General features: G+C 66.1%; 14 protein-coding genes and 1 tRNA gene. 6 read left to right on the top strand and 9 right to left on the bottom strand.

Going from position 1 to position 17,930, the window contains the following annotated elements; all coding sequences use genetic code 11:
• Window positions 1-129 precede the first annotated feature (129 nt).
• Complete coding sequence (locus QRN63_RS15910; RefSeq protein ID WP_285031607.1) at window positions 130-1,857, top strand: 3-ketosteroid-delta-1-dehydrogenase; 1,728 nt, start codon at window positions 130-132, stop codon at window positions 1,855-1,857.
• 12 nt (window positions 1,858-1,869) lie between these two features.
• Here the strand turns inward: QRN63_RS15910 and QRN63_RS15905 are convergent, their stop codons facing one another.
• The gene (locus tag QRN63_RS15905; RefSeq protein WP_267316131.1) at window positions 1,870-2,538 is read right to left on the bottom strand and encodes a helix-turn-helix transcriptional regulator; all 669 of its coding nucleotides are present in this window, start codon (window positions 2,536-2,538) and stop codon (window positions 1,870-1,872) included.
• 389 nt (window positions 2,539-2,927) lie between these two features.
• On the opposite strand from QRN63_RS15905, the gene QRN63_RS15900 reads away from it, so the two are divergent.
• Window positions 2,928-3,524, top strand: coding sequence for a PaaI family thioesterase (locus QRN63_RS15900; protein ID WP_285031606.1), 597 nt, complete (start codon window positions 2,928-2,930; stop codon window positions 3,522-3,524).
• Window positions 3,525-4,319: 795 nt separating this feature from the next.
• Here the strand turns inward: QRN63_RS15900 and QRN63_RS15895 are convergent.
• The 3 genes from QRN63_RS15895 to QRN63_RS15885 form a co-directional block, all read right to left on the bottom strand.
• Window positions 4,320-4,393 (bottom strand) — tRNA-Met (locus QRN63_RS15895).
• 155 nt (window positions 4,394-4,548) lie between these two features.
• Window positions 4,549-7,536 carry a UPF0182 family protein gene (locus QRN63_RS15890; RefSeq protein ID WP_267318057.1) on the bottom strand — a complete coding sequence of 996 codons (2,988 nt, stop codon included), beginning with the start codon at window positions 7,534-7,536 and terminating at the stop codon, window positions 4,549-4,551.
• A gap of 79 nt (window positions 7,537-7,615) precedes the next feature.
• On the bottom strand, window positions 7,616-8,641 hold the full coding sequence (locus tag QRN63_RS15885; protein WP_285031605.1) for a YlbL family protein: 1,026 nt from the start codon (window positions 8,639-8,641) through the stop codon (window positions 7,616-7,618).
• 89 nt (window positions 8,642-8,730) lie between these two features.
• Here QRN63_RS15885 and QRN63_RS15880 point away from each other — a divergent pair, with 89 nt between their 5' ends.
• From QRN63_RS15880 to QRN63_RS15870, 3 genes are read left to right on the top strand one after another with little or no spacing between them, the layout of a single operon-like run.
• Entirely contained in the window at window positions 8,731-10,092 is a 1,362-nt protein-coding gene (locus QRN63_RS15880) for a zinc-dependent metalloprotease (protein WP_285031604.1), read from the top strand.
• 56 nt (window positions 10,093-10,148) lie between these two features.
• Entirely contained in the window at window positions 10,149-11,006 is an 858-nt protein-coding gene (locus QRN63_RS15875) for a bacteriocin biosynthesis cyclodehydratase domain-containing protein (protein ID WP_285031603.1), read from the top strand.
• Between the two features lie 42 nt (window positions 11,007-11,048).
• Window positions 11,049-12,374, top strand: a complete 1,326-nt coding sequence (locus tag QRN63_RS15870) for a macrolide-binding ATPase MABP-1 (RefSeq protein ID WP_285031602.1) — start codon at window positions 11,049-11,051, stop codon at window positions 12,372-12,374.
• A 106-nt stretch (window positions 12,375-12,480) separates the two neighbouring features.
• Here the strand turns inward: QRN63_RS15870 and QRN63_RS15865 are convergent, their stop codons facing one another.
• From QRN63_RS15865 to QRN63_RS15855, 3 genes are all read right to left on the bottom strand, one after another.
• On the bottom strand, window positions 12,481-12,744 hold the full coding sequence (locus QRN63_RS15865) for a WhiB family transcriptional regulator (protein ID WP_155899276.1): 264 nt from the start codon (window positions 12,742-12,744) through the stop codon (window positions 12,481-12,483).
• 148 nt (window positions 12,745-12,892) lie between these two features.
• A complete protein-coding gene (locus tag QRN63_RS15860; protein ID WP_267318062.1) occupies window positions 12,893-13,153 on the bottom strand; it encodes a hypothetical protein in 261 nt (86 codons plus the stop codon).
• A 162-nt stretch (window positions 13,154-13,315) separates the two neighbouring features.
• Window positions 13,316-15,436 (bottom strand): ATP-dependent DNA helicase UvrD2, encoded by a 2,121-nt coding sequence (locus QRN63_RS15855; protein WP_285031601.1) that lies wholly within the window; start codon window positions 15,434-15,436, stop codon window positions 13,316-13,318.
• A 194-nt stretch (window positions 15,437-15,630) separates the two neighbouring features.
• On the opposite strand from QRN63_RS15855, the gene QRN63_RS15850 reads away from it, so the two are divergent.
• A complete protein-coding gene (locus QRN63_RS15850; RefSeq protein ID WP_267318064.1) occupies window positions 15,631-15,867 on the top strand; it encodes a mycoredoxin in 237 nt (78 codons plus the stop codon).
• A gap of 7 nt (window positions 15,868-15,874) precedes the next feature.
• Here the strand turns inward: QRN63_RS15850 and nudC are convergent, their stop codons facing one another.
• Window positions 15,875-16,801, bottom strand: coding sequence for an NAD(+) diphosphatase (gene nudC, locus QRN63_RS15845; RefSeq protein ID WP_267318065.1), 927 nt, complete (start codon window positions 16,799-16,801; stop codon window positions 15,875-15,877).
• Between the two features lie 8 nt (window positions 16,802-16,809).
• Window positions 16,810-17,889, bottom strand: a complete 1,080-nt coding sequence (locus tag QRN63_RS15840; protein WP_285031600.1) for a potassium channel family protein — start codon at window positions 17,887-17,889, stop codon at window positions 16,810-16,812.
• Window positions 17,890-17,930: the final 41 nt, after the last annotated feature.

Below are 17,930 nucleotides of genomic sequence, written 5' to 3'. Positions count from 1 at the left end.
TCAATTAGTGAAATCGCCATATTGACAACATCATTGAACTGCGCCAACCACTCGCCGCGAGATCGGCGTTCCCGCTGACAGGAATTTCCCGGCGAGAAATGTGTCCCTGCAGTTTTAATGTCGTTGACCGTGACCGACTCGACGCACACGACAATCCCCGCTGGTCTGACCATCGCTGACACCGAGGTCGACCTTCTCGTCGTGGGGTCCGGCACCGGTCTGGGCTCCGCACTGGCCGCGCATGAGCAGGGCTTGTCGGTGCTCGTGATCGAAAAGTCGTCCTACGTGGGCGGTTCAACAGCCCGCTCCGGCGGTGCCCTGTGGCTGCCCGCGAGCCCTGTCATCGAAGAGTGTGGCGGCCTCGATACGGCGCAGCGGGCGAGCACCTACCTCGACGCGGTGGTTGGCGACTCAGCTTCGCAGGAGCGTTCGACCGCTTATCTGCGCCACCTGCCGGCGACGGTCGACATGCTGCGCCGGACCACGCCGATGAAGCTGTTCTGGGCCAGGGACTACTCCGACTACCACCCCGAGGCACCGGGTGGTTCAGCCGCCGGTCGCACGTGCGAATGCCGCCCGTTGAACACCGCGATTCTCGGTGAGTACCTGGCGGACCTGCGGCCCGGGGTGATGGAAGTCAGCATTCCGATGCCGACTACCGGCGCGGACTACCGCTGGTTGAACCTGATGAGCAGGATTCCCCGCAAGGGGCTGCCCACTGTCATCAAGCGACTCGCTCAGGGACTCGGCGGACTCGCGCTGGGTCGCCGCTACGCCGCCGGTGGGCAGGCCTTGGCCGCCGGCCTGTTCGCCGGAGCAATTCGCGCCGGCATCCCCATCTGGCTGGACACCGCACTGACCGGCCTCGTCACCGATCACGATGGCCAGGTGACCGGCGCGACTGTCGGCCACGCTGATGCCACGTTCACGATCACCGCGCGGCACGGCGTCGTGCTCGCCGCGGGCGGATTCGATCACGACATGGCCATGCGGTGGAAGTTCCAGTCCGAATCCCTCGGGCGCAATCTCAGCTTGGGCGCCCGATCCAACACCGGCGACGCCATCCGGATGGGCCAAGAGGTCGGCGCCGGCATCGGCTTGATGGACCAATCGTGGTGGTTCCCCGCCGTGGCCCCGCTAGCCGGAGCGGCCCCCGCAGTCATGCTCGCCGAACGCTCTCTGCCCGGATCATTCATCGTCGATCAGACCGGCCGCCGTTTCGCCAATGAATCGGCGGACTACATGAGCTTCGGCCAGCGGGTGCTGGAACTGGAGGCTGCGGGCACCCCAGTTGAGTCGATGTGGATCGTATTCGACCAGCAGTACCGCAACAGTTACGTCTTCGCCGCCGAGCTGTTTCCCCGGATGCCCATTCCCCAGCGCTGGTATGACGCCGGAATCGCCTTTCGCGCAGACAATCCCACCGACCTCGCCAGCCAGATCAACGTTCCGGCCGGCACCTTTCGTGCGACGGTGGACCGGTTCAACGAGAACGCGTTCGCGGGCGAGGACCCCGATTTTCAGCGCGGCCGGAGCGCCTATGACCGCTACTACGGCGACCCGACGATCACCCCGAACCCAAATCTGCGTCCCTTGATGAAGGGTCCGTTCTATGCCGTGAAAATGGTGCTCAGCGATCTCGGCACCTGCGGCGGGCTGCTCGCCGACAGCCACGCGCGCGTGCTACGCGAGGACGGCACCGTCATCGACGGCCTGTACGCGATCGGCAACACCGCCGCCAATGCGTTCGGCCGCACGTATCCGGGTGCAGGCGCGACGATTGCACAAGGCCTGGTTTTCGGCCACATAGCCGCTCAGCATGCCGCGCAGAGCCGACTGGCGGCACAGGCACAGTGAAGCGCCCGTACCTCACTCAACCGCGTCTTCGGCGGCCGCTCTGCGTTCGGTCTCGTACCAAAAGCTGAGATCGGGCCACGCGATGGCGGCTCCCTTGCTGGTGTTCGGCAGGGTCGCCTCCGCCTCCTCCAGATCCTTGATCAGGTTCAGGGCAAGCTCGCGCTCAGACGTGTAGTAACGGTCGGCCCAAATCAATGCAAGTTTGGCGTATCCCCAAGTGGGATCAGCGCCGGCCCATTTCGCTTCCTTGGCGGCTTCGCGTTGCATCTCGTCGATTTGTGCAACGTGCTCATGCAGAAGCTGTTTGAGTGCGGCCGGATCACTCAGGTGGCCCAACATCACGCGCAGGATCGCGGGATGCTTCAACGTTGGAAGCTCGATCGGCGCTTCCTTGGCCCACCGGGAAACCGCATCCAACCCTTGGTCGGTGATCTTGTAGAGCCGCCGATAACGAGCGCCCTTACCCTCCACTCGCGAGCTCAGCAGTCCGAGTTTCTCGAGCTTCTTCAGCTCTGCGTAGATTTGGCTGTAGGCGGGGCTTCCGAAGAAGAAGCGCATGCTCCAGTGAATCCACTTGCGGATGTCATAGCCCGACAGTTCCCGCTCGTACGACAGCATCCCCAGCAAGGCCCAATTCAGCGCGGGCAGCGACGGTATGTCTGACGTCTCGGGTTCTCCCACACGCTTAGGTTAACAATCGGACCTGCCGAGACGCCGCGCCTCAACCGCTAGCCGGGATTTTGCCTTGCCCGACGATCACCCGCCAACCAAGAGTGGTTCCAAGGCTATGAGTGGACGGAGGAGAGCGATGGGATTCGGTGAAGTCCTGGTGTGTGGCACAAACCGACCACCAAGACTCCAGAATGTGGGCGAACTACTCAGCCATGTCAGTACCGGAGCGGCGGTCATCACGGGTCACGACAGTTACCAACCCATCGGGTTCGTCCCTGGAGTGCTGGCCGTGGTGTCTGCTCATCCGCCGTATATGTCGTCTCGTCCACCCCGATCAGCGACCAACTGGCTTGACCGCATATGCCGAGCTACCGGATCAGCTCGTGCGACCTGACCAAATGACAGAAACGAATGCCCCTGTGCCAGAAGCTCTCTACCGCTCCCTCACAGATTCGGTTCGCCGGCTGGTCGATTTCACCATTCGCAGCCAATGCGACGCTCTCACTATCGAATCGGCTCAGGCCAAAATCGATGCCGCCGCAGACGAACTCGGCCGCGCCCTGACACCGGGATCATTTGGTGTCCAGCCCCAGCTCAACGGGTCGTCGCTCGCTTGGGGCAACGCAGTTATCGGGCTGCGTAACGCCCTCGCTCCCCCATTGGCTGTACACCACGACGACGACGGAACAACCTGGGCCGAAACCACATTGGGCGCCGCATACGAAGGACCGCCCGGCCAAGTTCATGGCGGAATCTGCGCCCTCCTCCTTGACCACATCCTGGGTGCGACAGCCCATAAGCCCGGCCAGCCCGCAGTCACTGGAACACTCACCCTCCGATATGAGAAGGGCACCGCACTTGGCCCTCTCAGGATCGAGGCGCGCATTGACCGAGTCGACAGAATGAAAACCTTTGCGGTTGGCAACATCACAACCCCTGATGGCGTCACCGTGCAGGCCGAAGGCGTCTTCATCACTCCACGCCCGACCAAGTGACGAGTCGCTCAATCCACAACTTCCGACACACATCGCTCGCCGTTAGTTTCTCACAAACGGACCGATTGCTCTACTCCTCGCGGCTCGCGAAATCGCCTACGGCGCAGCTGGTTTCTTTCCATGCCTCGGCGCGCACTCAGACAGTTTTCTCAGTGCACTTGAGTCCAGCAGTTCGGCGAGCTCACCGGGATCGCCGGCAAATCCGAGGGCGATGCTCAACCAGCGTCGCCACGCCACGTTCTGCCCTGCGCGCCACCCTTGCCGCACGCTGTCGTCGAGACCACGGCGGATTAGGTCGCGGGCGATGATCGCGGCTGAGGTCCGCGGTTGGGCGCCACTGGCACGGCGGGATCACGGCGCACGGCTTCGACCCAGAACAACAGGTTGCCCTGTTAATGCGGCGCAACGCAACCAGCGTCGGGTCCGGCGCCAAGCCCGGATCCTGGTCCGCAAGCGTCGCTTCATCGATCTCGGCGAATAGAGAATCAAGAACGTCCCCGGCGCCGATGCCGTCGACGTCGGTATGACAGCGGCGTAGGCCGCCGCTGACCGGCCAGTCGTCGTTGCCGCGACGTCGAGAGCAAAATGCCATCGCGTCCAGCCATCGCTGATGGCGACCACGCCGGTACAACTCCGGGAGTCAGGGACATGCCTATGGCCAGATTGGCTCACATCGACCCGGGTGATCCAACCTGAGAGCGTACAAAATCGTTAGCTTTGCGAATGTTCCCAATCGCGTTCCCAAGCCGATAGAAAACGGCCCCCGGAGAGTTCTCCGGGGGCCGTTCTCGCTAGTAGCGGGGACAGGATTCGAACCTGCGACCTCTGGGTTATGAGCCCAGCGAGCTACCGAGCTGCTCCACCCCGCGTCGGTGAATACAACGTTACCCAACGCTGCCGAATGAACCAAATCGTATGGTCAGACAGGGTTTTTGGACCCGCATGCCGAACCTGTGCCGAACAGAGAACTGCCCAACTCCCGAAGGAATTGGGCAGTTCTGTGGCTGCTGGCGCAACGTCTGGGCTACTTCGCCTCGCGGTACTTGGCCATGGCATCGTCGAGCTTCTGCAGCGCCGTGCCGTATTGGGCGAAATTACCGCTCTGCTGGGCCGCACGCAGGCCGTCCAGGGCCGCATTGACGTCTTGCAGGGCAGCGGCTTTCGCGGGCGACAACGTGAGCGGCACCCCAGGAGACTGCACCGCTGCCGGCGGAGGCTGCGGTCCCGCGGCGGGCGGCTGGACCGCACCCGGAACGGCCGCGGGAGGCGGTGTACCGGCCGGCACGTCGGTCGGGGCCGGACCCGTCGCGGTGGCGCCGGCACCGGGGCCGAAGATGCCGTTGAGGGCGTCCCGCACCGTCGGGCCGTAACCGACCTTGTCGTTGTACATCATCGCCACGCGGATCAGTCGTGGGTACGACGAAGCCGCGTCACTGGCACCCGGCGAGGCGTAAACCGGTGCGACGTAGAGCAACCCGCCCTGCCCCACCGGTAGCGTCAGGAGGTTGCCCCACCGGATCCGGTTCTGGTTGTCCCGGCCGATGACACCCAGGTCCTGACTGACGGCGGTGTCGGTGCTGATCGCGTTGAACGCCAGCTTGGGACCGTTCACCTGCCCCGGAATGGTCAGCACCGTGATCTTGCCGTACGTGGCCGGATCGGAGCTGGCACTGATGTACGCGGCCAGGAAGTCCCGCCGGAACCGGTTCATCGCCGTGGTCAACTGGAACGACGACGAATCCCCGCCCGTGGCAAGGTCTTTCGCGACGATGTAGTACGGCGGCTGGAAGCTGCTGGCCGTCGGGTTGGGATCGAGCGGCACGTCCCAGAAATCCGACGTCGAGAAGAACGTCACCGGATCGTTCACGTGATACTTGGCCAGCAGCATGCGCTGGACCTTGAAGAGATCCTCCGGATAGCGCAGATGCTCGGAAAGTTCCTTGGAGATGGCGGACTTCGGCTTCACGGTGTCCGGGAACACCTTCATCCATGCCTGCAGCACCGGGTCGTGCTCATCCTGCTCGTACAAAGTGACGGTGCCGTCGTAGGCGTCGACGGTGGCCTTCACCGAGTTGCGGATGTAGGACACCTGCTTGTCGGGCAACATCCGGTTCACCGCAACCTCATTCGAGTCTGCGGTCGCACTCGAGAGCGACGTGAGCTCCGAGTACGGGTAGTTGTCGAGGGTGGTGTAGCCGTCGACGATCCACACCATGCGCTTGTTGACGATGGCCGGGTAGACCGTCGAATCGGTGGTCAGCCACGGCGCCACCGCCTCAACCCGGCGTGCCGGGTCGCGGTTGAACAGGATCTTGCTGTTGGGCCCGATCACGCTGGAGAACAGGAAGTTCCGCTCGGCGAACTTCGCGGCGAAGACCGACCGGGTCAGCCAGTTACCGATGTCGACACCGCCGGTGCCACCGTAGGTGTAGTTCTTGGTCTCGGTATTGGTCTCGTAGTCGTACTCGCGGTCGACACCGTTCTTACCGACGATCGCGTAATCCGAAGGTGCACTGGCGATCACCGGACCGAAGTAGATGCGCGGCTGATCCAGGGGCGCCGGGCCTGGCGACACCGCCGCACCGTTGGCGCCGACGACGCTGGCCAGGAACTCCGGGTAGCCGCCGTTCTGGTTGGGGTCGTTGGCGATTCCGCGCACGGTGTTGGCGGGTGAGGCGATGAACCCGTTGCCGTGGGTGTAGACCGAGTGCTTGTTGATCCAGTCGCGCTGGTTGTCGATCAGCCGGTCGGGGTTCAGTTCCCGTGCCGCGACGACAAAGTCGCGCAGCTTGCCGTCAGGGCCGTTGTAGCGGTCGATGGACAGCTGGTCCGGGAAACTGTAGAAGTTCTTGCCCTGCTGGAACTGCGTGAAGGCCGGTCCGACGATGGTCGGGTCGAGCAGCCGGATGTTCGACGTCGTGTTCCGGTCGGCCGCCACCTGCTCGGCGGTGGCGGGCGCGTTGCCGCTGTAGTCGCGATAGGTCACCGAATCACCGGTCAACCCGTAGGCATCGCGCGTCGCCGTGATACTGCGACTGATGTAGTCGCGTTCCTTCTGCGCCGCATTGGGTTTGACGCTGAACTGCTCGACCAGCATGGGCCAGCCGGCGCCGACGATCACCGAGCTCAGCAGCAGCAGCACCAGCCCGATAGCCGGAATCCGCAAGTCCCGCAACACCAGTGCCGAGAACACCGCCACGGCGCAGATCACCGCGATCGCGAGCAGGATCAGCTTCGCCGGCAGCACCGCGTTGATGTCCGTGTAGCCGGCACCGGTGAAGGGTTTGCCGGCACGGGTGTGGCTGAGCAGCTCGTAGCGGTCGAACCAGTAGGCAACTGCCTTGAGCAACACCAGGATTCCCACCAGCGACACCAGCTGCATGCGCGCGGCGCGGCTGAGGGCACCCTGGCGACCCGACAAGCGGATACCGCCGAACACGTAGTGGCCCAACAGGTTCCCGACGAGCATCAGGAAGACGCCGACGAACAGGTAGCCGAGCACCAGCCGGTAGAACGGCAGGTCGAACGCGTAGAAGCCGAGATCCTTGCCGAATTCGGGATCGGTGATGCCGAACGAGCCACCGTGCAGGAACAGCTGCACCCGCACCCAGTAGGTCTGTGCCACGAATCCGGCCAGCAATCCGATGAATGCCGGGACACCGATCGCGAACAGGCGCAGCCGCGACAGGACAGTGGCGCGGTAACGGGCCACCGGATCGTTGGGCCCGGACGCCGGCACGAACACCGGCCGCGACCGGTACGCCAGTGCCATTCCACCGAACGCCACGGCGCCGATGAAGACGCCGGCCACCAGGAAGACCACCAGGCGTGTCACCAGAACGGTGCTGAACACCGAACGGAAGCCGATCTCACCGAACCACAGCCAGTCCACGTACGCGTCGACCAGTCGCGGGCCGACCATCAACAAGCCGACGATCAGCAACGCGATCCCGACCAGGATTCGGCTTCGTCGCGTCAGCTTCGGCATCCTCGCCGCAGGCCGCATCCCCACTCGTCAGCTCCAGTCTGTTGAAAAGTCCGTAACGCCAGCTTGCGATATGAACTCTACGCAACCAGGGGTGATCGCACGCTCAGCAGCGGGGAGGTTCGCCACCAGCGGACACGGCGTGCAGCGCGTCAACCGCGCCGCTGAGGTTCTCGACCTTGATCAAGCCGAGCCCGTCGAGATGGGCCGAGACCGCTTCGGCGCAGTTCTCGGCCGGCACCATGAACACCGTCGCACCGGCCTCACGGGCGGCCAGCATCTTGTGTGTGATACCGCCGATCGGGCCCACCTTGCCGTCGTCGCCGATGGTGCCGGTACCCGCAACGAACTTGCCGCCGTTGAGATTTCCGTCGGTCAGCTTGTCCACCACGGCCAGGCTGAACATCAGGCCGGCCGACGGGCCACCGATGTTGGCCAGGTTGAAGTCGATGGCGAACGGCGCCCACGGCGCGTTGAGCACCGTCGTACCGAGGTAGCCGTAATCACGGTCCTTGTTGGAGCCCAGGGTGATGGTCGCGACGCCGATCCCGGCGTTCTTGCGCCGGTAGTCGAGCACGACGTGGTCACCCGGCTTGGTTTTCTTCAGCAGCGACGTGAACTCCTCGACATTGGCCACCGGGACGCCGTTGACCATGTCGATGGCATCGCCGGGGCGCAACTGACTGGCCGAGGGCCCGGGATCGGCGACGGCCTGGACCGTCACCGCCTTCGGGTATTTCAAGTAGCTCAGCGCCGCGTACTCGGCGTCTTCCTCGGAGTTCTTGAAGTCGGCGTTGTTGGCCTTGTCGACCTGATCTTTGGACTTGTCCGGCGGATACACCAGGTCGCGCGGCACCAGCTGCTCGCGGCCCGACATCCACAGCGCCAGCGCCTGGCCCAGCGTCAGCCCGTCGCTCTGCGACACCGTCGTCATGTTGAGGTGCCCCGACGTCGGGTGCACCTTGACGTCGCCCTTGATGTCGACGACCTTTTTGCCGTCGACCTCACCGAGTGTGTCGAACGTCGGGCCGGGACCCAATGAGACGAAGGGCACCGTCACCACCGACACCAGCACGACGAACACGATGACCGGCACCAGCGCGACCACGAGCGTAGAAATCCGCCTGTTCACGCCGCCAACAGTAAAGCTCGTGGCTCGGTTCGCTGACAGCATGACCCGCGAAGCCACCCGCGGCCCGGCCTGGCAGTACCGTTGACGGTATGGCTGACCTGCCTTTCGGCTTCTCCAGCGGCGACGACGCCGACCGCGATAAATCCAAGAAAGAGCCTGGACCAGGCTCTTCCGGTGGCGCTTCAGACCCGTTCGGGTTCGGCGGCACCGGCATGCCCGACCTGGGCCAGATTTTCACCCAGCTCGGTGCGATGTTCAGCGGCGCGGGCGCGTCGATGACGGGCCCGCAGTCCGGCCCGGTCAACTACGACCTGGCCCGCAAGCTGGCCGCGAACTCGATCGGGTTCGTCAAGCCGGTGCCCGAGCAGACCAGCACGGCCATCGCCGACGCGGTGCACCTCGCCGAGACCTGGCTCGACGGCGTCACCGCCCTGCCGGCCGGCACCACCCGCGCGGTGGCCTGGACGCCGAGCGACTGGCTCGACAACACGCTGAACACCTGGAAGCGCCTGTGCGACCCGGTCGCCGAGCAGCTGTCGACCGTGTGGGTGTCCGCGCTCCCCGAGGAGGCCAAGGCCATGGCCGGCCCGCTGATGGCCATGATGTCGCAGATGGGCGGCATGGCGTTCGGCTCACAGCTGGGCCAGGCCCTCGGCACGCTGTCCAAGGAGGTGCTGACCTCCACCGACATCGGCCTGCCGCTGGGGCCCTCAGGCGTCGCCGCGCTGATGCCCGAGGCGGTCGAGGCGTTCGGTGAAGGCCTCGAGCAGCCGCGCAGCGAGGTGCTGACATTCCTCGCGGCGCGTGAAGCCGCCCACCACCGGCTGTTCAGCCACGTGCCGTGGCTCGCCAGCCAGCTGCTGAGCGCCGTCGAAGCCTTCGCCAAGGGCATGAAGATCGACATGAGCGGCTTCGAGGAAATGGCGTCCGGCCTGGATCCGGCGTCGCTGATGGGTGATCCCGGCGCCATGGAGAAGCTGCTGAGCCAGGGCATGTTCGAACCGAAGGCCACCCCCGAGCAGGCGGCGGCGCTCGAACGGCTGGAGACGCTGCTGGCGCTCATCGAGGGCTGGGTGCAGACCGTCGTCACCGCCGCACTGGGTGACCGGTTGCCCGGCACGTCGGCGCTGAGCGAGACGCTGCGCCGTCGCCGTGCCACCGGCGGACCGGCCGAGCAGACTTTCGCGACCCTCGTGGGCCTGGAACTGCGGCCGCGCAAGATGCGCGAGGCCGCGACGCTGTGGGAGAAGCTGACCACCGCCGTCGGCGCCGACAAGCGCGACGCCGTCTGGCAGCACCCCGACCTGCTGCCGGGTGCAGCCGATCTGGATGAGCCTGCGGCCTTCATCGACCGCGCGCTCGGCGGCGACACCACCGACCTCGACCAGGCGCTGGCCGATCTGGAGAAGGACCTGAAGCGGGACTCGGGAGACGACCAAGCCGACGGCTGAATCTGCCTGTGGATAACTGATTCGCCGAATCGGCGGGCCGTTGGCACAGTTGGGCCATGATCGCGGCCCGTCAGACCTTGAACCCGGCGCTGCCGGTGCTGCAGCGGCCCGACGGGACGGTGCAGCTCGGCTGGGATCCGCGCCGCGCCATCGGCATCCGGCCACCGGAAGGGTTGTCAGCCGGTGCGCTGGCTGACCTGTTGCGCGGTATGCAGAGCGGCGTCGATGCCGAGAGCAGCCGGTCACTCGCGTTGGCCGCCGGGCTGACCGACGTCGACGGCTGGACCGGCCTGGTCGGCGCCCTGAGCTCAGCGGGGCTGCTGCAGCCGGTGCCGCACACCGGGCGACGACCGGTGTCGGTCCGCATCCACGGCAGCGGTCCCCTGTCGGACCTGTTGGCCGGCGCCTTGAGCTGTTCCGGAACCCGGGTGCGCACCAGCCGATTCGGCCACGTCGCCGTCACGAGGGACGCCGCCGATCTGGTGGTGCTGTCCGACTTCCTGGTCGCCGACCGCCGCCTGGTGCGCGACCTGCACCGCGCCGGGGTGCCGCATCTGCCGGTGCGGATCCGGGACGGCACCGGGTTGATCGGCCCACTCGTCCTGCCCGGCGCGACGAGTTGCCTGAACTGTGCCGACCTTCACCGCAGTGACCGCGACGCGTCGTGGCCGGTGCTGGCCGCCCAGCTCGAGGGCACTGTCGGCAGTGCCGACCGCGCCACGGTGCTCGCCACCGCGGCGGTGGCACTCAACCAGGTGGACCAGGTCATCGACGCGATTCGCGGCGGCCGAAGCCGCGCAGAACCACCGCCGACGCTCGACGCCACCCTCGAGTTCGACATCGGCTCACGGATTACCGTCGTGCGCCGATGGTCCCGCCATCCGCTGTGTGACTGGTGCGATCGACATTCGTGACAACACCCGTTGCCATGTCGCTGCCGTGCACTCAGCAACGTCATGGATGATGTAAACGTGGCTGATATCAAACGGGGCAGTGTGGCACGCAACGCGAAGCTCGCCGGTCTGGCCGGCGGCATGGCGGGACGGGCGGCGCTCGGCTTCGGCAAGCGCCTGGCGGGCAAGTCCAAGGACGAAGTGACCGCCGAATTGATGGACAAGGCCGCCAACCAGCTGTTCACGGTGCTGGGCGAGCTCAAGGGTGGCGCGATGAAAGTCGGCCAGGCCCTGTCGGTCATGGAGGCCGCCATCCCCGAGCAATACGGCAAGCCGTACCGCGAGGCGCTGACCAAGTTGCAACGCGAAGCCCCGCCCCTGCCGGCCGCCAAGGTGCACCGCGTGCTCGACGCGCAGCTGGGCACCAAGTGGCGCGACCGCTTCCAGTCCTTCGACGACACCCCCGTGGCGTCGGCCAGCATCGGCCAGGTCCACAAGGCCGTGTGGTCCGACGGCCGCGAGGTCGCGGTCAAAATCCAGTACCCCGGCGCCGACGAAGCGCTGCGTGCGGACCTGAAGACCATCCAGCGTCTGGTCGGCGTCTTCAAGCAGCTGGCGCCCGGCGCCGACGTCCAGGGCGTCGTCGACGAATTGATCGACCGCACCGAGATGGAACTGGACTACCGGCTGGAGGCCGACAACCAGCGGGCGTTCGCCAAGGCCTACGCCGGGCACCCGCACTTCAAGGTGCCGGCGATCGTGGCGAGCGCGCCGAAGGTCGTCATCGCCGAGTGGATGGACGGCATCCCGATGTCGGTCATCATCCGGGAGGGGACGGTCGAGCAGCGTGACCTCATGGGCACCCGGCTCTCCGAGCTGACATTCGACGCGCCGGCGCGCCTGGAGATCATGCACGGGGACACCCATCCCGGGAATTTCATGCTGCTGCCCGACGGCCGGATGGGCGTCATCGACTTCGGCGCCGTGGCGCCGCTGCCCGGCGGGTTGCCGACCGCGATCGGTGAGATGATCAGCCTGGCGCGGGACAAGAACTACGACAAGCTGCTGCCGGTGATGGCGGAAGCGGGGTTCATCCAGCCGGGCGAGGAAGTCCCGATCTTCGAGGTCGACAACATGTTGCGGCAGTACGTCGAGCCGGTCCAGACCGAGGTCTTCCACTACACGCGGCGCTGGATCATGAAAATGGCTGCCGGCCAGCTGGACAACGGCGTGAACCAGATCAAGATGGCCCGCCAGCTCGACATGCCGCGGAACCTGGTGATCCCCCTGCGGGTGATCGCCTCGACCGTCGCGATCTGCTGTCAGCTGGACGCCCACGTCCCCGTGAAAGCCATTGCCACGGAACTGGTTCCGGGCTTCACGCCTTAGCCCGCCGTCTGCCCGCAGTCGCTAGGCGGCCGCTCGGCGCCCGCGAGCGGCCGCGTAGTGCACACCAAACACGGTGTGTCGGTGTACAAACACGGCCGCTCGCGGGTCAAGCCGCGACAACGTCCTTGCGCGGACGACCGCGCGGACGCTTGCGTGCGATGACGGCACCCCGTTCGAGGATCTCCCCACCCCAAACACCCCACGGCTCTTCACGTTCCAGCGCCTCGTTGAGGCACTGGAGCCGGATCGGGCAGTCGGCGCACAGCGCCTTGGCCTGTTCCAGCTGCGTGGGGTTGTCGGCGAACCACATATCTGGATCGCCGATATGACATGGCACCGCCAGCCTTTGTCGGCAAGTCTGGCTAGTCATGTCCTCATCACCTCTTCCTGGTCGTCTTGCGTCTCATCTGTCTGATGGATCGGTGACCAGGTGGTGGTTTTGAGGTTGTGCCCCAAAAACATTGGCCACGGATCCGGTGGTTTCGGGTCCGTGGCCAGGTGGCTGAGGTGGGCGCTACCTAAGTAGTGCCCCGCTTCACGGACGCGAAGGTCTTGGCGTTGCGCTTGCGCTGCGGGATGTCGGCGACATGCCCGGCCGTCGCGAGACGTGCCGCCGACATAGCGGCGGCTGCAGCGGCAGCGGGAACGGCGGGGACGTCAACGATCTGATGCCAACCGGCGCCGACGCGCGATACCGCCTCATAGGCAGCAGCGGTCAACGGCGCACGGGAGCCAGAGACAGCGAGGACAGCGCCTCGGGACGCGTCAAAACTGATCATCGGGGCCACCTCCTCAGCAGTCGACTGCGGATTCACACTGTGCGAATTCGCGGGATTTCGTTGCGGCTTCGAGGCTAGACGTTACCACCAAAATCAGGCAAGCGATTTTTTGACCAGCGGTTTTGGCGCAATTTGCGCCATGTTTGGCGCAATTTAGTGGGGCTAACGGGACGCGTTCACCAATGCCAGCACATCCGGCCCGTATTGCTCCAGCTTGCGCGCACCGATCCCGGGAATGGCCACCAGTGCGGCATTGTCGGCCGGCAGGGCCTCGGCGATCGCGATCAAAGTGTTGTCGGTGAACACCACATAGGCGGGCACCTTCATCTCCTGCGCGGTACGCAGGCGCCATTCCTTGAGCCGGCCGAGCAGCTCCTCGTCGAGGTTCGACGGGCACGATTCGCAGCGCCGCAACAGGATCGCGGTCGACGTCGTCAAAGCCGCATTGCACACCCGGCAGCGCGGGGCCGGACCGCGTTTGCGTTGCGGCTGTTGGGGTTCGCGCCGGCTCTGTGGTGTGAGCCCGTTGAGGAACCGCGAGGGCTTGCGACTCTGCCGTCCGCCGGCGGCCCGGGCCAGCGCCCACGAGATGGTCAAATGCACTCTGGCCCTGGTGATTCCGACGTAGAAGAGGCGCCGTTCCTCCTCGACGGGTTCGCTGTCCGCGCCGTGCGACAACGCATGTGAGATGGGCAGCGTGCCGTCGACCAGACCGACCAGGAACACCGCATCCCACTCGAGGCCCTTGGCCGCGTGCAGCGATGCCAGCGTCACCCCCTGCACGACCGGTGGGTGCCGCGAATCGGCGCGCTGGCGCAGCTCGACGAGTAGGCCCTGCAGGTCCAGATTGGGACGTACCGCGACTTCCTGCTCGACCAATTCCACCAAGGCCAACAACGCATCCCAGCGTTCCCGGGCTTTGGTACCCGCCGGCGGTTCGGCCGTCAGACCCAGCGGTTCCAGCAAATCCCGGACCAGCTGCGGCAGCTCGACACCGGCAACGTCACCCTGGTGTCCCGCGGCGCGCTGCAGCGCCAGCAGCGCCTGCCGAATCTCCTGACGGCTGAAGAAGCCCTCGCCGCCGCGCACCTGGAACGCCACCCCGGCCGCGGTGAGCGCCTCCTCGTACACCTCGGACTGTGCGTTGATGCGGTACAGCACCGCGATCTCCGAAGGGGCCGTACCGGATTGGATGAGCTTCTTGATGGCGGCGGCGACCGCGTTGGCCTCGGCGACCTCGTCGGGATGTTCCCGGAACACCGGCTTGGGACCGGGATCGCGCTGACCGATGAGCTGCAACCGGCTGGCCGCCATCCGGCCGGACGCCGCCGAGATCACCTGATTGGCCAGCGACACCACCTGCGGCGTGCTGCGGTAGTCGCGCTCCAGCCGGATCAGCGCCGCATCGGGGAATCTCCTGGAGAAGTCGAGGAGGTACTGCGGGGTGGCGCCGGTGAACGAGTAGATGGTCTGGTTGGCGTCCCCGACCACGGTCAGGTCGTCGCGCTCCCCCACCCAGGCGTTGAGCACCCGCTGCTGCAGCGGGGTGACGTCCTGGTACTCGTCGACGACGAAGCAGCGGTAACGATCGCGGAATTCGCCGGCGACGGCGGCGTCGTTCTCGATGGCGGCGGCGGTGTGCAACAGCAGATCGTCGAAGTCGAGCAGCGCCGATCCGTCGCGACGGGCCTTGAGCCCCTCGTACCCGGCGTACACCGCGGCGACCTTGGCGGCGTCGAACGGGATGTCCCGTTCGATCTTGGCGACCTGCTCCGGGTAGAGCTCGGGACTGATCAGGGACGACTTGGCCCATTCGATCTCCCCGGCCAGGTCGCGGACATCGTCGGTGCTGGCCTGAATGCCCGCGCGGTTGGCCGCCTGCGCGACCACCGCGAACTTGCTGTCGAGCAACTCCCAGCCCGTATCGCCGACCACCCGCGGCCAGAAGTACCGCAGCTGCCGCAGCGCCGCGGCGTGGAACGTCATGGCCTGGACGGCCCCGGTGCCGGCCGCACCGTCGATCTCCTGCTCCAGGCTGCGGAGGCGGCCGCGCATCTCGCCCGCGGCGCGCTGCGTGAACGTGACGGCCAGCACCTGACTCGGCGAGACATGTCCGGCGGCGGCGAGATACGCGATGCGGCGGGTGATGGTGCGGGTCTTGCCCGTGCCGGCGCCGGCCAGCACGCACACCGGGCCACGGGGCGCGAGGACGGCCTCACGCTGCTCGTCGTCGAGGTCCTCGAGGAGCGTGGACGGGGGGGCCTCGGCTGGCATGGTCCCCATCATGGCAGGCCGGTGTGACACGTCGGCGAGCCGACTATGTGACACCGTGGCGAGCCGACTATGTGACACCGTGGCGAGCCGACTATGTGACACGTCGGCGAGCCGACTATGTGACACGTCGGCGAGCCGACTATGTGACACAGCAGGCACCGCCAAGCGGCATGATGCGGCGATCGGATACGTTGAGTCGCGTTATGAGTGCACTCATCATGTACAGCACGACCTGGTGCGGCTACTGCAAGCGGCTCAAAACCGCGCTGAAGGCCGAAGGCATCTCCTATACCGAGATCGACATCGAGCAGGATCCCGCGGCGGCCAAATTCGTCGGTTCGGTCAACAACGGCAACCATGTGGTTCCGACGGTCAAGTTCCCCGACGGCTCGACGCTGACCAACCCCAGCATCAAGGACGTCAAGGCCAAGCTGGCTTAGCCGGGAGCTACTGAGCCGCCCAGGATTCGATGATCTCCCGGGCGATCGAGATCGAGCCGGGCAACAGCAGCCGGGTGTCCGACGTGCTGTTCCAGTCGCCATGCTCGAGGGCCTCGCGCACCTCGGCCCGAGTGAACCAGTCGGCCTCGGCGATCTCACCGTCGTTGAACGAGAACGGCTGCTCCGGATCGCCGATGGCGTGGAAGCCGACCATCAGCGAGCGCGGGAACGGCCAGGGCTGACTGCCCAGGTACTTGACGTCGGTGACGGTCAGGCCGATCTCCTCGTTGATCTCGCGCACCACGCACGACTCGAACGACTCGCCGGCTTCCACGAACCCGGCCAGCAGCGAGAACAACCGCTCGGGCCAGTTGGTCTGCCGGGCCAGCACAGCGCGGTCGTGCCCGTCGTGCACCAGGCAGATGATCGCCGGGTCGATACGTGGGAATTCCTCGTGGCCGCCGATGCTGTTGGCGCGCGCCCAGCCACCCTTGATCGGCTTGGTGGGTGCGCCGTCGATGGCGCTGAAACGTGCGCTGTCATGCCAGTTCAGCAGCGCCGTCGCCGTCGAGACGAGCTGGGCGCTGATGTCGTCGAAGATGGGCCCGGCCCGGCGTAGGTCGAGCACCTCGACCGGCGCGTCCGTCCCGCCCGCGGGGTCCTCCAGTGCGGCGCGGACGCCCCACACGTGGCGGCCGTCGGGCATCCGGCCCAGGAACACCGCGTGCTCGTCGGGCTTGTCCCCCAGTTCCGCCGCGCGGCCGAGAACCACCTGGCCCCCGGAGATCAGCACCTGATTGCGGCGGTCGACGCGCAGCAGCAGGGCGTCCTTCCAGCCGGCGATCGCGGCGTCGATATCGGTGCGCAGGGCGTCGGCCCGGTCGGCGCCGACCCGGGACAGCAGCGGGACGTTACGCAGGGTGAAATCGCTCATCGCGGCGGTTACCGTTCGACTTCGGCGTTGCGGATGTAGAGCAGCCGGTCCCCGGCCGCGAGGGCGTCGACCTCAGGGGCGTCGACCCGCAGCAGCCGGCCTTCCCGGACCACCCCGAGCACGATGTCCGACAGGTGCCGCGGCGAACCGCCCAGTTCCTTGGTCTCGACCTCCCGCTCGGAGATCGCGAAACCCGCGTCCGGGGTGAGCAGATCCTCGACCATCTCCACGACGCTCGGGGTCTGAGTCGCAATACCCAGCAGCCGGCCGGCGGTCTCCGAGGAGACGACGGTCGAGTCGGCACCGGATTGCCGCAGCAGGTGCTGGTTCTCGGCCTCGCGGGCGGAGGCGACGATCTTGGCCTTGGGTGCGACTTCGCGGGCGGTCAGCGTGACCAGCACGGCGGTGGCGTCCTTGTCGGTCGCGACCACGATGGATTTCGCGTGCTGGGCCCCGGCCAGGCGCAGCACCTCCGACTTGGTGGCGTCGCCGACCACGGTGACCAGTCCGGCGGCGCGGGCCCGGTCCAGTGCCGCCGGGTTCTCGTCGACGACGACGATGTCTCCGGGTGCGACCTCGTCACCGACCATGGCCTGGACCGCGGTGCGGCCCTTGGTTCCATAACCGACGACGATGGTGTGGTTACGCACGGTGCTCCTCCATCGCTGAATCTTCAAGGCTTGGCGTGACTGCGTGGTGAGCGTCTCGACGGTCGTACCGATGAGCACGATCAGGAACGCGATGCGCATCGGGGTGATCACCAGCACGTTCACCAGTCGCGCGCTGGGGGTGTACGGCGTGATGTCGCCGTAGCCGGTGGTCGACAGCGACACCGTCGCGTAGTAGATGCAATCCAGCAGCGACATCCGGTTTTCTGTGACGTCCCGGTAGCCGTCGCGATCGATGTACACGACGAGCACGGCCGCGGCGAGCACCAGCAGTGCATAGATGACACGGCGCACGATCCGGCGGACGGGACTGACGAACGCTTCCGGAATCTGGAGCACATCAACCAGATCCGCGTTCTGGCGGCTGGTGAGGTTCTGTTCCATCGCGGCCATCCGCCGCGACAACCTAACGCGAGCCATAAAGAGCCAATATCTGGCGGAGGCTCACCACGGGACGGCTC

The sequence above is a fragment of the Mycolicibacterium sp. lyk4-40-TYG-92 genome, from assembly GCF_030209435.1.
Classification (GTDB): Bacteria; Actinomycetota; Actinomycetes; order Mycobacteriales; family Mycobacteriaceae; genus Mycobacterium.
The sequence above is the reverse complement of the archived record's forward strand: the minus strand, read 5'-3'. Positions and strand labels throughout refer to the sequence as shown.